General features: G+C 47.5%; 15 protein-coding genes. 3 read left to right on the forward strand and 12 right to left on the reverse strand.

The window, feature by feature from the left end; translation table 11 throughout:
* Positions 1-9: 9 nt before the first annotated feature.
* From AKG09_RS06410 to AKG09_RS06460, 11 genes are all read right to left on the reverse strand, one after another.
* Positions 10-795 carry a sulfite exporter TauE/SafE family protein gene (locus tag AKG09_RS06410; protein WP_054618743.1) on the reverse strand — a complete coding sequence of 262 codons (786 nt, stop codon included), beginning with the start codon at positions 793-795 and terminating at the stop codon, positions 10-12.
* Positions 796-892: 97 nt separating this feature from the next.
* On the reverse strand, positions 893-1,651 hold the full coding sequence (pssA, locus tag AKG09_RS06415; protein WP_009117321.1) for a CDP-diacylglycerol--serine O-phosphatidyltransferase: 759 nt from the start codon (positions 1,649-1,651) through the stop codon (positions 893-895).
* A gap of 397 nt (positions 1,652-2,048) precedes the next feature.
* On the reverse strand, positions 2,049-2,423 hold the full coding sequence (locus AKG09_RS06420) for a VanZ family protein (protein WP_054618628.1): 375 nt from the start codon (positions 2,421-2,423) through the stop codon (positions 2,049-2,051).
* Positions 2,417-2,620, reverse strand: coding sequence for a hypothetical protein (locus tag AKG09_RS06425; RefSeq protein ID WP_054618629.1), 204 nt, complete (start codon positions 2,618-2,620; stop codon positions 2,417-2,419). Before AKG09_RS06425 ends, AKG09_RS06420 begins: the two co-directional genes overlap by 7 nt.
* An 86-nt stretch (positions 2,621-2,706) precedes the next feature.
* Positions 2,707-3,435 carry a YebC/PmpR family DNA-binding transcriptional regulator gene (locus AKG09_RS06430; protein WP_054618630.1) on the reverse strand — a complete coding sequence of 243 codons (729 nt, stop codon included), beginning with the start codon at positions 3,433-3,435 and terminating at the stop codon, positions 2,707-2,709.
* A 128-nt stretch (positions 3,436-3,563) separates the two neighbouring features.
* Positions 3,564-4,154: a hypothetical protein gene (locus AKG09_RS06435; RefSeq protein ID WP_054618631.1), complete on the reverse strand. Its 591-nt coding sequence runs from the start codon at positions 4,152-4,154 to the stop codon at positions 3,564-3,566.
* Positions 4,155-4,165: 11 nt separating this feature from the next.
* Positions 4,166-5,089, reverse strand: coding sequence for a CsgG/HfaB family protein (locus AKG09_RS06440; RefSeq protein ID WP_231623910.1), 924 nt, complete (start codon positions 5,087-5,089; stop codon positions 4,166-4,168).
* A 26-nt stretch (positions 5,090-5,115) separates the two neighbouring features.
* Complete coding sequence (locus AKG09_RS06445; RefSeq protein WP_054618633.1) at positions 5,116-5,691, reverse strand: hypothetical protein; 576 nt, start codon at positions 5,689-5,691, stop codon at positions 5,116-5,118.
* An 83-nt stretch (positions 5,692-5,774) separates the two neighbouring features.
* Entirely contained in the window at positions 5,775-6,119 is a 345-nt protein-coding gene (locus AKG09_RS06450; RefSeq protein ID WP_054618634.1) for a hypothetical protein, read from the reverse strand.
* A 129-nt stretch (positions 6,120-6,248) separates the two neighbouring features.
* Positions 6,249-6,605, reverse strand: coding sequence for a hypothetical protein (locus tag AKG09_RS06455; protein WP_054618635.1), 357 nt, complete (start codon positions 6,603-6,605; stop codon positions 6,249-6,251).
* 166 nt (positions 6,606-6,771) lie between these two features.
* Positions 6,772-7,110 carry a hypothetical protein gene (locus AKG09_RS06460; protein WP_054618636.1) on the reverse strand — a complete coding sequence of 113 codons (339 nt, stop codon included), beginning with the start codon at positions 7,108-7,110 and terminating at the stop codon, positions 6,772-6,774.
* Positions 7,111-7,853: 743 nt separating this feature from the next.
* Between AKG09_RS06460 and AKG09_RS06465 the strand changes: the two genes are divergently transcribed.
* The gene (locus AKG09_RS06465) at positions 7,854-8,231 is read left to right on the forward strand and encodes a PAS domain-containing protein (RefSeq protein WP_054618637.1); all 378 of its coding nucleotides are present in this window, start codon (positions 7,854-7,856) and stop codon (positions 8,229-8,231) included.
* A 208-nt stretch (positions 8,232-8,439) separates the two neighbouring features.
* Here the strand turns inward: AKG09_RS06465 and AKG09_RS06470 are convergent, their stop codons facing one another.
* The gene (locus AKG09_RS06470; RefSeq protein WP_054618638.1) at positions 8,440-10,221 is read right to left on the reverse strand and encodes a 2-isopropylmalate synthase; all 1,782 of its coding nucleotides are present in this window, start codon (positions 10,219-10,221) and stop codon (positions 8,440-8,442) included.
* Positions 10,222-10,505: 284 nt separating this feature from the next.
* Between AKG09_RS06470 and AKG09_RS06475 the strand changes: the two genes are divergently transcribed.
* Together AKG09_RS06475 and accB are read left to right on the forward strand one after the other, a co-directional pair.
* Positions 10,506-11,630 (forward strand): class I SAM-dependent methyltransferase, encoded by a 1,125-nt coding sequence (locus tag AKG09_RS06475; RefSeq protein ID WP_054618639.1) that lies wholly within the window; start codon positions 10,506-10,508, stop codon positions 11,628-11,630.
* 232 nt (positions 11,631-11,862) lie between these two features.
* On the forward strand, positions 11,863-12,318 hold the full coding sequence (accB, locus tag AKG09_RS06480; protein WP_054618640.1) for an acetyl-CoA carboxylase biotin carboxyl carrier protein: 456 nt from the start codon (positions 11,863-11,865) through the stop codon (positions 12,316-12,318).
* The last annotated feature ends 21 nt before the right edge of the window (positions 12,319-12,339 follow it).

Here is a 12,339-nt window from a genome sequence, read left to right on the forward strand (position 1 = left end):
CTCCGTTGTCTAGTTAATCACTTGCCACAACATACGCGCAGCAATCACCAGCAGCAATACGCCGAACGCCATTTTCAGCTTTTCGGCAGGCAACTTATGAGATGCTTTCACACCAATTGGTGCAAAAATCAAAGTAGCTGCCGCCAACACCACAGCGGCCGGCCAATACACAAAGCCGACCGCGCCGGAAGGCAAGCCGGCCACGTTCCAACCTGCCGCAAGATAAGTAACCGCACCAGTCACCGCAATCGGCCAACCGAGCGCAGCCGAAGTGCCGACCGCCTGATGCATCGGCACATTGCAAAACACCATATACGGCACGGAAAGCGAACCGCCGCCGATACCGATCCAGCTGGAAAACACGCCAAATAAGCCACCCATACCAAACAAACCGCCTCTGCCCGGCAGCTGGCGGGTAGGCTTAGGTTTCACATTCATCAAAGCGCGCACGGCAAGAATCGTGGCAAAAACCACGAAGAAAATCTGCAGGCCTTCTTTCGGCAGATATTTGGCCAACAACGAACCCGCCACCACACCGGCGATCATGCCCGGCGCCATGCTTCTGAATATCGCCCAATCGACACCGCCTTTTTTATGCTGCGACATCATACTCGAAAACGAAGTGAACACCATCACGGCAAACGATGTACCGATAGCAATATGCTGCGTATAAGCCGTGTCGCCCGCCCCCTGCATCTGCATCGCCCAAAGCACTACCGGCACAATAATCATACCGCCGCCGATGCCTAGCAAGCCGGCGATAAACCCGGCAAACGAGCCGACCAAAGCCAGCATCACAATAATTTCCACTTGCTATCCTCTCTTGCTTTTCAGACAGGCATATGCCTGTCTGAAACACTTGTTTTTCTTAAGCCATCAAAAAATCTGATTATCAAACCAGCTTTCTCTTTTTCTTGATTCTGCGCCAGAAATACATCACATAGCCCGACAAACTGTATCCCAGGAAAAACAGAAAAATCACCAGTGAAGGCCCGAGCGCCACCAAAGGCAGCACCAGCATTGCCGCGATAATCGCCACAAACGGCACCTTGCGGCGCACATTCAGCTCTTTAAAGCTCCAAAACGGAATCTGCACCACCATCGACAAGCCGGCAAACAAAGTAAGCAGCAGCGCAAACCATTCCACACCGCCGATTTCACCATAATTATGGTTAACCCAAACCAAACCGATAACCAGCGCAGCGGCCGTCGGGCTGGGGATACCGATAAACCAGCGTTTGTCCACTTTACCGATCATCGTATTGAACAAAGCCAAACGCAGCGCGGCACATGCACAATAAATAAACGCCACCGAATAACCGACTTTGCCGAAATTAAACAGCTGCCACTTATAAGCAATCAGCGCCGGCGCCACACCGAAGCTCACCATATCGGCCAAACTGTCGAGCTGCTCGCCAAATGCACTCTGGCTGTTGGTCCAACGCGCTACGCGACCGTCCATACCGTCGAGCAGCATGGACACAAACACCGCAATCGCCGCCGTTTCATAATGCTCGTGCATCGCCTGCGTAATCGCAAAAAAAGCAGAAAACAAAGCCGCGATGGTAAAAGAATTGGGCAGCAGATAAATGCTGTTCTGACGCAAACGGCCGCGGCCGCTTACTGCTTGATCTTGCTGGGGGTATTCCATAAAAATTCTCGACTGTTTATTCAAACAGGCATCCACGCCTGTATTTATTTTGGGTAACTTCCTTAACCAATTCAGATTATAACCCAATTTGCCTGCTGCATATGGCAGGCAGGCGTAGGCGGCACGCGTCGATCATAGTTCAGACAGGCATATGCCTGTCTGAACATATTTTCTACATATTTGAAAGTAGCCCAACTTGAGAATAATACCCCCATCATATTCAGGCTTGATCCGAGTATCTTCCACTATTACTGGAATTCAAGATACTCGGGGCAAGCCCTAGTATGGTGAATGTACTATTTTTAAGTTGGTTCACTCTAGTCTCAATCATAAGAATGCCTGTCTGAAAAATTATTTTCAGACAGGCATTTATGTTCATCCCGATATAAATAAAGCCTTAACCTACGCCCTTTATAGCCGCCACATTGCGCGCCAGCAACAAAGCCAAACCTGTGCCCAGCATATCGGCCAAACCATCCGCCAACTCTGCCGAACGCGTTTGGGTAAACCAGAGCTGCGCCAGCTCGCTGCTCAGGGCAAATACCAGTGCAAACACCAGCAGCGCCGCATAAGGCGGGCGGCGGCGTGCTTCTAAAAAGCTGCGGGCTATCAGCCAGATTTGTGCAAAAAACATGCCGCAATGGGCGGCTTTGTCAAAATGAGGAAACGGCGGCGCCGAGCCGGAGCTTTCCTTCAAAATGCCGAACCAGCACACGACAAACCACACCAGCGCAAACACCGTATATTTATTGAAAGGTATGTTTTTCAGCATTCTTCGTCCAACCAAGTTTGGCAGATACCCGCCAACCGCACAAATTTACCGCCGCGCGCATTCAGAATATCGCGCCATTGCGCCACTTCTGCCGCTGAAGGCGCATCTTCCACGCTGCATTCATACAGCAAAAAATCCAGCGTTTCGCCCACCACACCCGGCGCCTCATGCTCTATTAAATCAATAAGTTCCGACATTATCTATGCCTGTCTGAAAAAGAAATAGCCGCGCGGTTAAGTTAGCCTTCACAGCGCAGCCGTTTCATAACATTCGAATATTGTTTTTACACATCAAACTGCAACACGGCGGAAGTGTACACGTTTTGCACGTCGTCCAAATCTTCCAACGCATCAATCAGTTTCTGCATTTTTTCAGCATCTTCGCCGGTGAGCACGGTATCGTTTTGCGCACGCATGGTGACATCGCCGTCTTCCGATTTGAAACCCGCCTCTTCCAAAGTGGCTTTCACTTGCGCCCAGTCCGCAGGCGCGGTAATCACTTCGATCACGCCTTCGTCATCCACAACCACATCTTCCGCACCCGCTTCCAAAGCCGCTTCCATCAGCGCATCTTCATCCGCATCGGTAAACACCAAATAGCCCTGATGCTCGAATTGAAACGCCACGCAGCCGTCGGTGCCCAAATTGCCGCCGTTTTTATTGAACGCATGGCGCACATCGGCTACCGTGCGGGTTTTGTTATCGGTCAGGCAATCCACCATCAAAGCCGCGCCGCCGATGCCGTAGCCCTCATAACGCAGCTCCACATAATCCGCGCCTTCCACGTTGCCCGTGCCCTTATCAATCGCGCGCTGCACGTTATCTTTCGGCATATTCGCGTCCCAAGCCTTGTCCATCGCCAAACGCAAACGCGGATTGGAAGCAGGATCGCCGCCGCCCAAGCGTGCAGCAACGGTAATCTCTTTAATCAATCGCGTGAAAATCTTGCCGCGCTTCGCATCCTGGCGCGCTTTTTTATGCTGGATATTCGCCCATTTACTGTGGCCTGCCATACAAAAATCCTTTTACTTCGATAAATTTTGAGGCGGATATTTTAACATACATAGCCGCCCAAACGCTGAAAACAGACAATGCCTGTCTGAAAAACAATTTCCAGACAGGCATTGTAATCGGTCAGAAACTATTCTGATTGAGGCGTGGAAACCGGTTTTTCCTCCGTATTTCTCTCGGTAGAAACCGCCGGTTGTGTTACGCTTCCGGCAGCAGAGTCACCCTGCCGTGCAATAACACGCACTTTATTCAATTTGTTATTCAAATCCCGAACAGTGCGTGCGTTTTGTTCCTCGATATTGTAAAGCTGTTGCAACTCGGGTAACTCAAGCCCGGCTTCCAAAGATGCCATGGACTGCTGTATCTCCGAATTCATTTGCTTCAACGCTTCGCGCACGCTGGCTACACTTCGTTCAGGAGCGCCATGCTGCATCCAGCCGGCAATCTGCATAGACATCATTTGCAGGTTTTGCTGACGGCGGTTGACCGCGGGAACCCGTTGCGCATACTGGTAACGCTGCAATAGCGCGATTCTGTTAGTATCAATATTGGACAGCGAAATTTGCGGCATCTGAAACTGACCGGCTTGCTGGCCACCCTGAGCTGTCCTTCCACCGATATTCGGATCAGGATTATTAACGATGAAAATTTCTGCGGATACCGGCGCAGCAACAGATAACACACCGATTAACAACGAGGTTGTTTTTATTTTGTTAAACATAATCCAGCTCCCTAACAACTTTGTTCGCTTGTTTTATAGGGTTTGAGAAATTTATCCAGCAACTGGTACACGCCCTTATCAATCATCTCTTTAACGGCCGCCATTTTCGGGTCGGCTACCCGGGCAGAATAATCTATACCGTAATCTTTAGACCCTATCAAGCGGAAAAAATTGTGTGTGTTTTTCACGGCATAAAACGTATTGGTCAGGCTAACCGTAGCCAGCTCGTTAGTGCCGTTCACACGCATTACCGCACCTGTCCAAGAATCAATCAGCCGCATATTTACCGTTGCTGTAATCGCCTGAATATCCCGCGAATATTGGTATTGATAAACATCTACACCAATATTGGTATTAGGTAAAACTCCCTCTTCATCATACTGAGTCAAAGCACCGGCGATATAATAATTGGAAGGGAAATTTACTCCGGTCGGCACATGCTGCAACGAAGTCATAGTAGAGGAAAAATTCTGCACAATACCGTCGGCCAATACATAATTCGGATGCAGGAAATTATTGCGCGATTCAATCAAGGTGTCAGGAAACAACGGTGTTTCCACCAAATCAAAATGACGGAAATGCGACATTGCATCCATGACCATATCCGAAATAGCCGTGGAATTAATATCAAAAACCTTACCGGTTTTATCCCTGAACGGTGCTACCGCCATGCGGAAATACCCGTTACCAGTTGTTACGCCTGATTGAAGCGCACTCTGACGGACTGTGTCGAAAAAACCGGCATGCATATCGCGCAGACATTCCAGCTTTTTACCGTAAAAAGTTTGATGATCGCTAATCTGTTGGGAGCGCTGGTCGGCCACAGCCTGCACTTTGGCACGCTTACTTTCGCTATTGTAATAATTGCGCGTATATTTCAAATCAAGTGTCGAACATGCCCCTGCAAATAATGTGGCCGACAACAAAGCAGCCATTTTTATTTTTGTTTTTATTGAAGTTATCATTTTGCGATCGCCTTAAATGTGTTGCGTCCTTTAACATCAACAATAATATTGCTTTCATCGTCATCGTCAAAGCCGGTGCACACCACTCCTGCACACGCCTTGCCTCCGTTAGAAGCAACTGCAGTAGCTTGAATATTGCTGTTGCGCGAAGTAACACGCACATTCTGCATCTTCACCTTAGAATTACCTTTTTTATTGCCATTTTCAATCACTACAATGCCAGCATTATTCCCCTTGGTAGATTGAGTAATGCCATCAGTAATGATGCGCGTATCACGGATGATTATCTGCTTGTTGAGCGGGTTTTCAATCTGAATCAACGGCTCTTTATCGCCTGCCTTACCGATAATGGTACCGCCCTGCAAAATCACTTTATTGCCGTTTTGAATCAACTTACCGCCTTGCAAATTGCGTACTTCGATTTTCTCCTGCTTTAACGCACCTTTGTTTTCGGTAACAGGCTTTCTTTCGGAAACCGAACCTTTATCGGTAATGGAGTTCGGCGCCGCATGAGAAACAGACGCTGCCAGAAATACGCTGCTTAAAGCAAGCACTAATTGACGTTTAGACATGTCTTAAAACTCCTGTTTAAAAATTAGAATTGTTCCGCTTTCTCAAACACACGATCTTACCCTTGTAGCCATTATTCAAATATTTATTTATTCACATAAGCACCGGCAAATGCCTTGTTTCCGTTTGATGCCTCCGCATGAGCATTTATCCGGGCACTTTCAAGCTTCACTTCCGCTCTCTTTTTGTCGTTTTTAATGCCTTTATTACTGTTATGGCTGATTACACCGCCTGCTACTGCATAAGAATTTCCTCCGTCGGCAATAGCCGTAGCATTAATACTGCTGTTATCCAATTTCCCTATAGCGACATTACCATCTATCTTGTTAACCCATTTAAGCGACTCATTTTCGATAAAGTCAGTTATAGGGTTGGCACCGGCATACATGGCAGCCAAACAAAATGCAAATAACATTACTCTCTTATTCATCAGTCATACTCCTGTTATAGATTTATTAAATAAACCGAAAATATCTAAAGCGTGGGCTCATGCCCACGCTTATCGTCTCAATGGCACAGGGCATAACCTGACATTATTGATTCAGGTAAAAGCCTAATATTAATATTGCGAAGCCACTACGCCACCAGCATTAGCTACACTATTCTTACCTGATGCTTTAGCTTTAGCTTTAACTGTTCCACCAGTAAATACGCCAAGACCTACGTTCACACCAACAGTTGATTGGCCAGCTTTTTGACTTGCTACCACACCACCCGCATTAGCCAGCCCACCGTTTTGAGCATCCGCTTCAGCCTCAATGTTAGCATTGTCTGTTACAAAACCTACGCCGGCATTAATTGCTGCAGTTTTATTAAAAACTTTGCCCGCCACATCAGCTGCGCTGCCAAGCGCATCTGCCTGAGCACCAGCAGAAACGATCATCAAAGCTAAAAACAATGCAGAAACTTTTTTCATGATTAAACTCCTAAAATCTAAACTCTATTAATTTAAGGATACGGAACTATTTTCCGCCAAGGAGGCATGCAACAGTAACAATGAAGAGGGGTTTACCATTGCTTGCTATAAACAGCCGGGTCCATCCCAAACCATTTAATTCTAAAACTCTACAAAATTCAGACGATTATTCGGTTCCCGCAATAATGCCTCCGGCCAAAGCTTTGCTTTTACGCCCGTTGGCTTTTGCACGGGCTTTAATATCTGTATTTTTCAATATACCTGCTGACACATTAATACGGACAGCTTTATTTTTAGTATTCTGATCGGCAATCACTCCACCCGCCGAAGCCATACCGCCATTTGAAGCTTCCGCCTCTGCATCTATGGAACTATTGTCTAATACACCTACTGCAACATTGGCTCTGGTTCTCCCGGTCAAAATATCACTCAATCCGCCAAGACCGAAAGCTGAAGCAATAGCCGGTATCGCCAACGCACACAGCAACAGATAAATCCTTTTCACTCCCGCCTCCTAGCTATATTAAGCTGAATTGAATTCTCTAGTGATAAATGACTTTAAACAAACAACAAATTTAAAATGTTCCGTTTTTTGATAGTGCCTTCATTTCAAATTTTATGTCATTGTACTAATTTGTCAGTTTCTAATAAAGAAAAGTTTCCTTTTTTCAGGCAGACAACTTTTGTTAACAAATATTCTTCAAGCAGAGAATTTTTCAAATGCTTAAATTACCAACAAACGGCACGCTTTAAGCGCCTCCCCCAAAAACTAATTTTTACAAAAATAAACAATTTAACAATACAAAGTTTATTATAATTAACAAAATTATCATCTTTTAAATCAACATATTAATAATTTTTGTTATGATATTTTAATAACAAACGATATGGATAAACGTATCATTTAAACGCATAGAAGGCTGTCTGAAATCGGTTTTAGCTTCGCAGAAACCCGCGTTGCCCGTTTTCAAACAGCCTTCTTCTATTCAAATCATTCAAATATTCATCTATCCTACTTCCCAATACCATACCAAAACAGCGTGGCTATGAAACTGAACTTTTCATACGAAGCGGCTGAATACAGTACATAAATTTAAGAAACTGCCATAACAATTAATTAAGCATTTCAACTAATTAAGCATTTCAACAAAAATATAAAACCGAAAACTGAACATTTAGTAGGATATTAAGCCTTTCAGCCACCTCGTTATAATAAAGCACATGAAACATAACCAACGGAGCCAGACCATGAACCACCTTCCCTATCAAGCCATGATCGAGCAGATGGCAGATTCCGCAATTTATGCAGATAAACAAGGCATTATCCGCGTATGGAACAAGGCATCGGAAAACCTGTTTGGCTTTACTCGGGAAGAAGCATTGGGGCAAAGCCTCGACATTATTATCCCGGAACACCTGCGCGCTCCACATTGGCGTGGTTTTCATGCCGCGATTGCCGCAGGGAAAACCAAACACGGCGGGAAAGCCACCCGCACCAAAGCCTTGCATAAAAACGGCAGCTTTATTTATGCCGAAGTCAGTTTCTGTGTGATTACCGACCCCGCAAGCGGCGAATGCGGTTCGCTCTCTACCGCAAGGCCCTCACCGCCAAAAGAAAAAGATTAACGTATCGTGGGAAGCCCAATTATTTCAGTACAAACCAGGTATCTCTACCTATCATGTATGATTGTGTGATTAAAGAGATACTCGCCCCAGCCCGGGCACTGGATGTAAAGAATAGTAATATAAAAATGCCTGTCTGAAAACGAGCCACGCGGGTTTCTGCGAAGCTGAAGCTTTTTCAGACAGGCATTGTTTATCAGTCGGTTGAGTCTTAGATCGTACCTTGCGCTTTAATCCGTTCGGCACTTTCCAGCTTGCTCAAAGCGGAAAGATACGCTTTGGCCGTCGCCACCAGCACATCGGTGTCGGCACCCTGACCGTTGGCCACACGGTTGCCGCGTGCAAGGCGCACGGCTGTTTCGCCTTGGCTTTCCGTGCCCTGCGTTACCGCATTAACTGAATAAAGCTGCAAGTTCGCGCCGCTTTGAACAATGCTTTCAATCGCTTTAAAAATCGCATCAACCGGGCCGGAACCTGTGGCAGAAGCGTGTTTTTCTTCGCCTTTCACGCTAAACGTGATTTCGGCACGCGGCTCTTCGCCGGTTTCGGTTGAAATGCGTTGCGAAATGAATTTGTAGCTTTCCGCCATGCCCGCCAATTCGTCCGACACCAGCGCGTGCAAGTCTTCATCGAAAATTTCGCGTTTTTTGTCGGCCAGCTCTTTAAAGCGGGCGAACGCAGCATTCAAAGCTTCTTCGCTCTCAAGCTGAATGCCCAAATCGGCCAACTTGGTTTTAAATGCATTGCGGCCGGAAAGTTTGCCCAAGCTCAAACGGTTGGCCGCCCAGCCTACTGATTCGGCCGACATGATTTCGTACGTTTCACGGTGTTTCAACACACCGTCTTGGTGGATGCCTGATTCATGGGCAAAAGCATTGGCACCCACAATCGCTTTATTCGGCTGAACAGGATAGCCGGTAATGGTGGAAACCAGTTTGGACGCAGGCACAATCTGCGTGGTGTCGATACCGGTTTCAAAACCAAACACATCGTGGCGGGTTTTCAGCGCCATCACGATTTCTTCAATCGAGGCATTGCCCGCACGCTCGCCCAAGCCGTTTACGGTACATTCCACTTGGCGCGCACCGCCCAAAACGGCGGCCAGCGAATTGGCAACCGCCAAGCCCAAGTCGTTATGGCAGTGTGCCGACCATACTACTTTGTCGCTGCCCGGTGTTTTTGCAATCAATTCGCGGAAAAAGGCTTCGGTTTTGTGTGGCACCGAATAGCCCACGGTATCGGGGATATTGATGGTGGTGGCGCCCGCTTCAATTACCGCGCCGCAGATTTCCGCCAGAAAATCAATTTCCGAGCGCAATGCGTCTTCGCATGAAAACTCCACATCGTCCGTGTATTCTTTGGCGATTTTCACGGCTTTCACCGCCGCTTCAATCACCTTTTGCGGCTTCATTTTCAGCTTATATTCCATGTGGATCGGGCTGGTGGCGATAAATGTGTGGATACGGCGGTTTTGCGCCGGTGCGATGGCTTCGCCTGCTTTACGGATATCGTTTTCCACCGCACGCGCCAGCGTGCAGACAGTTGCACGGGTCAGCGTTTTGGCGATTTCGTTAACGGCTTCAAAATCGCCAGGGCTGGCTGCCGCAAAACCCGCCTCAATCACGTCTACACCCAATTTCTCAAGCTGGCGTGCAACACGCAGTTTTTCCTCTTTGGTCATTGCAGCGCCGGGCGACTGCTCGCCGTCGCGCAGAGTGGTATCGAAAATAATGATGCGGTTATTGGTTGGCATAGCGGGTTTCTCCAGTGTGGTTTGTTGGTTCATAAATGCATTCAAATCAAGCGGACGGCCTTGTGCTTCGGCCAGCGCACTTAGCTTTTGCAGCTGGTTAAGCGGCATCGAGCCGCGTGTGCGCCATTTATAGATTGCGGCGGTACTGGCCGCATTATCAGGATCGTATTTTTTCAGCGCTTCAGCCAGCGCATTCACGCCGCCGAAATAGGCAATTAATCGGTCAATATCCAGTTGCATGCTTTACCTGTCTAATATCATCGTGGTTTGTTGCTGCCGATTATACGCAAATTAGACAAAACAGCAATCGTTTTATTCTTTTTTTATAAAATTTCTAATTTTATAAAAAAATATTTATACATATTGTCTAATAAAATTTTCAGACAGGCATTTAAATCATCTTAAAAACAAACAGTTAAAATAAGGCAAACCAGAAAAACAATAAATAAATTGTTGCAGCAACATTTTTTGCATGCGGCGTTCATTGTTATATACTCTTTTCATCTTCTTTCTACGCCAAATTTATGTCGCACTCTGCATCCTCTCACCATCAGCCCCCTCCCTCTCTCGAATGGCGCACAGAAAGTACGCAAAAAGCACCTCAAGCCATTGTCAGCGTTCAAGAGTGCAGCGCAGATGCTGTGTTAAAGCGCGCTTATGCCAACACCGCCACGCTTTGGCAGGGCGATTTCCACAATGCCAAACAAGTGCTGGCCGCCATCAAAAAACGCCTGCGCAAACCCGCCGCTAAAAATAAAACCAAACCCGAACAGGCGGCAGAAATCTTCCACAAACACCGCATGCAACAGGCACAACAAGCACGCCTCATCAATATGCTGGCGGTCGAAATCCAGCCCGGTTTCACGCTCAAACTTTCACGTGCACCGGATATACGCGCCGCGCTTTTAGAAGTGTACGGCGAGGGAAATACCCAGCCCTTCCTGCTACCGCTCAACCAATTACTCGGCTTTATCGGCGCACACGAATGGCATAAAAAGGGGGTGGACATCGTCGCGCTGGGTGCCCGCATTCATGTTCCGTTTGGCGTATTTTCCCCTCTGCGCGGCGAATACCTCGACTTAATCGCCCAAGCGCCTCTGCCGCCAAACTGCCGCACCGCCTTCGACATCGGCACAGGCAGCGGCGTGATTGCCGCACTACTCGCCCAACGCGGCATTCCGACCATTACCGCCACCGACACCAACCCGCGCGCCATCGCCTGCGCGCGTGCCAACTTCGAGCGCTTAGGCCTGTCTGAAAAAATCCTTTTGCAACACGCCGATTTATTCCCATCCGAAAAAGCCGATTTAATCGTGTGCAATCCGCCCTGGCTGCCCGCAAAACCCACTTCCGCCGTTGAAACCGCGCTCTACGACCCCGATAGCGCCATGCTGAAAGGTTTTTTAAACGGCGTTGCAAAACATCTGAACGAATCGGGCGAAGCATGGCTGATTATGTCCGACTTAGCCGAGCATTTGGGCCTGCGGCCCTCTGATGAATTGGCCCAAATCATCGGCAATGCCGGTTTGCAGATTATCGACACAATCCGCACCAAACCCCTGCACAACAAAGCACACAACCCACACGATCCGCTCGCTTTCGCCAGGCTCCGAGAAATCACCCGCCTGTACCGTTTAAAGAAAGTCTGAGTGGTGTTATTCGTACATTTTCAAAAATGAATAAAATCGCAATTAAAAAGCTTTTTCACAGAAAATATGCGTATTTTTCTATATTTTGCTGGACATTTAACAGCAAAATATAGAAAATAGATTATTAAACAAACAACCGGTTATGCCGTAAAACCTACCGTTCAAAATTTCTCTCTGCTGCTTTATCCAAGCAACAGCAAACCCTATCTATATTACGATCTAAGGATAAAAAATGGACTTACGCAAACTGAAAAAACTAATTGATTTAGTTGAAGAGTCAGGTATCGCCGAAATTGAAGTAACCGAAGGCGAAGAAAAAGTTCGCATTACCCGCTCCACTGCTGCACAGCCTGTTTACGCAGCACCTGTTCACCATGTTGCCGCCGCAGCGCCTGCCGCACCCGCACCCGTTGCCGCTCCGGCAGCAGCCGCACCCGCTCCGGCCGCCGATTCGGCAAACGCACAAAAATCACCTATGGTCGGCACTTTCTACCGCGCGCCAAGCCCTTCTTCCCCGCCTTTTGTGGAAGTGGGCCAAAGTGTGAAAGAAGGCGACACACTCTGCATCATCGAAGCCATGAAGCTGATGAACGAAATCGAAGCCGAAAAATCCGGCGTAATCAAAGCCATTCTGGTCGAAAACGGCCAGCCTGTAGAATATGGCGAACCATTGTTTGTCATCGAATAAAATTCTTTTCAGACAGGCATG

It is taken from the genome of Neisseria sp. 83E34 (genome assembly GCF_001308015.1).
GTDB lineage: Bacteria > Pseudomonadota > Gammaproteobacteria > Burkholderiales > Neisseriaceae > Neisseria.

Excerpts from the sequence above, each read along its gene's own strand:
- AKG09_RS06410 (WP_054618743.1), bottom strand. The coding sequence starts at position 795 with ATGCTGGCTTTGGTCGGCTCGTTTGCCGGGTTTATCGCCGGCTTGCTA.
- pssA (WP_009117321.1), bottom strand. The coding sequence starts at position 1,651 with ATGGAATACCCCCAGCAAGATCAAGCAGTAAGCGGCCGCGGCCGTTTG.
- AKG09_RS06420 (WP_054618628.1), bottom strand. The coding sequence starts at position 2,423 with ATGCTGAAAAACATACCTTTCAATAAATATACGGTGTTTGCGCTGGTG.
- AKG09_RS06425 (WP_054618629.1), bottom strand. The coding sequence starts at position 2,620 with ATGTCGGAACTTATTGATTTAATAGAGCATGAGGCGCCGGGTGTGGTG.
- AKG09_RS06430 (WP_054618630.1), bottom strand. The coding sequence starts at position 3,435 with ATGGCAGGCCACAGTAAATGGGCGAATATCCAGCATAAAAAAGCGCGC.
- AKG09_RS06435 (WP_054618631.1), bottom strand. The coding sequence starts at position 4,154 with ATGTTTAACAAAATAAAAACAACCTCGTTGTTAATCGGTGTGTTATCT.
- AKG09_RS06440 (WP_231623910.1), bottom strand. The coding sequence starts at position 5,089 with ATGGCTGCTTTGTTGTCGGCCACATTATTTGCAGGGGCATGTTCGACA.
- AKG09_RS06445 (WP_054618633.1), bottom strand. The coding sequence starts at position 5,691 with ATGTCTAAACGTCAATTAGTGCTTGCTTTAAGCAGCGTATTTCTGGCA.
- AKG09_RS06450 (WP_054618634.1), bottom strand. The coding sequence starts at position 6,119 with ATGAATAAGAGAGTAATGTTATTTGCATTTTGTTTGGCTGCCATGTAT.
- AKG09_RS06455 (WP_054618635.1), bottom strand. The coding sequence starts at position 6,605 with ATGAAAAAAGTTTCTGCATTGTTTTTAGCTTTGATGATCGTTTCTGCT.
- AKG09_RS06465 (WP_054618637.1), top strand. The coding sequence starts at position 7,854 with ATGAACCACCTTCCCTATCAAGCCATGATCGAGCAGATGGCAGATTCC.
- AKG09_RS06470 (WP_054618638.1), bottom strand. The coding sequence starts at position 10,221 with ATGCAACTGGATATTGACCGATTAATTGCCTATTTCGGCGGCGTGAAT.
- AKG09_RS06475 (WP_054618639.1), top strand. The coding sequence starts at position 10,506 with ATGTCGCACTCTGCATCCTCTCACCATCAGCCCCCTCCCTCTCTCGAA.
- accB (WP_054618640.1), top strand. The coding sequence starts at position 11,863 with ATGGACTTACGCAAACTGAAAAAACTAATTGATTTAGTTGAAGAGTCA.